The 1,952-nt window shown below is 34.4% G+C and carries 2 protein-coding genes; both read left to right on the top strand.

Annotation, left to right across the window (positions count from 1 at the left end; genetic code table 11):
- Positions 1-538: 538 nt before the first annotated feature.
- Positions 539-1,267 carry a hypothetical protein gene (locus tag BLP55_RS16445; protein WP_091147454.1) on the top strand — a complete coding sequence of 243 codons (729 nt, stop codon included), beginning with the start codon at positions 539-541 and terminating at the stop codon, positions 1,265-1,267.
- 158 nt (positions 1,268-1,425) lie between these two features.
- Positions 1,426-1,932, top strand: a complete 507-nt coding sequence (locus BLP55_RS16440; RefSeq protein ID WP_139149804.1) for a hypothetical protein — start codon at positions 1,426-1,428, stop codon at positions 1,930-1,932.
- Positions 1,933-1,952: the final 20 nt, after the last annotated feature.

Genomic DNA, 1,952 nt, shown 5'->3' with positions numbered 1-1,952 from the left:
GAAAACGCCGAGGAATCCCGGAGATGATTGCGCAGAACCCACTTCCCTATCCAATCTTTGTCTTGAATTTTCATATGATTTGCTTTGTGTTGAATGTTAAAATATAATTGTAGCGCCGAAAACTTTGTCGCCAAGCTTTGTCGGGTTTTCATATGAGTCTCGTTGCGCTGAAATCTCCTGAAGAAAATCCGTCTTCGACTAGAAAATTTCCCAACAAATCTTCGGCGAAATTCGTTGTCGAGAATCTTGTGGAGTTTCGTTGTGGTTACTTTGTAGATTTTCTAACCGCAAATTCTAAGATAATTCTTTGAAAGTTTAAATCTTCTTGTAACTATAAAAATAAGCTGGGTCAATTTACTTTGTCAGGCGTCATCGTGCAACACCGCATTTACGCGATCGCTGGTTTTCGGTAGCCGGAGGTTGTGGTTTTACGTAGAAAGTTCTATCTTGGCAGAGAGAACTCAGTTCGCTTTGACGCGACCGCGCAAATGCGGAGAACGTTATGTAACATTCAGAGAAAAATCGTAAATAACAACACATGGAGCAATCGTACGTCGCATTTTTTGACATTCTTGGATTCAAAGATTTGGTAAGCAATAATAGTCACGAAAATCTCGTCGAAATATATAATACCGTATTTTATGAAACTTTGAATATGAATGAGCCTATCATGAAAATGATTTACAAAGCCATACCATTGTTAGGAACTAAGGATCTTGAAACTATACAAACTTATATAATTTCAGACAGTATAATTTTTATACAACCTGTTAGCAAAAAAGGGTTGTTATACTTACTAGCAATGAGTCGTATTTTTTCAAGTTCATGCATAGCTGAAGGCGTTCCATTACGTGGAGGAATTTCAGTCGGGAATGTTACAGTTTTAAATGAAGGTTATGGAACTACAGTTATTGGCGATGGATTAGTAAAAGCTCACGAAATTGAAGGAAATCAAAGTTGGGCCGGAATTGTTGTAGACGAAGAATGTTTTAAAATTCTTAATGATGATCCTGAAACTGCTGGAATGGTTAAAGCTCTGTGTGAAAATTACAGCGCGCCACTAATCAAAAAGTATAATGCAGTTACAAAAAAGGGCATTATTGAAAGTTATGTAGTTGATTGGACAAAATACGACTTAATCAAATCGGAAGATGATGTTTTGAATTCTTTTTCGCAACACAACAAGAGCATAGATAATCCAAGAGTAAAAGAAATTATTTCAAATTCTCTAGAGTTTTATAAATATGCTAAAGGATTAAATAAATGATTATTTACAAGAACGTTACATAACAGCCTGTAAGCTAAATGCGCTGGTTTTCGGTAAGTTGAACTTTCATCTTCACGAATAAAGTTTTATCTTGGCAGAGAAAACTCAATCCGCTTGTCCGCGATTTCGCTTACAGGCGAAACGTTATGCGACAGCTTATGAAAAACATCGTAACAACAATACTATTCTTATTTTCTTTAAATGCTATTTCACAAAATGATGTTGAAGAAAGTTATTATCAATCAGAGCGTGCAGAAAATGATGTTAATCAATTATTGAGTTATCCTATTTCGAATTTGTCTGAAAACGAAAGCGTCTCAAATTTGAAAAAAAAATTAAAATCAGAAATAAATACGGTTTCTGATTGTGATGTATTTTATAAGTATTCTAAAATTTTAAAACTTAATGAGACAGAAATCGAAATTCTAAAAAATAGAATTGAAGAAATTGCGCAAGGATTCTGCAGTTTAAAAAAGTATACATATTTTCAGTATACTGGAGGATATTCTCCAATTTTTGGAGTTAAAGACGAAACAATAAATAATAAAATAGTTAGTACAGCAATGTTAGGTGGCGGTTGCGTTATAGAAGAATCTGATAAAAAGTCAAGGGAAATTCTTGCTCTATTCAATTCTAAAATGGAAAATTGTGTTTTGAACAAGTAGTCGCCGCCGCATAACCGCCG

It is taken from the genome of Flavobacterium caeni (assembly GCF_900101895.1).
Taxonomy (GTDB): domain Bacteria; phylum Bacteroidota; class Bacteroidia; order Flavobacteriales; family Flavobacteriaceae; genus Flavobacterium; species Flavobacterium caeni.
The sequence above is the reverse complement of the archived record's forward strand: the minus strand, read 5'-3'. Positions and strand labels throughout refer to the sequence as shown.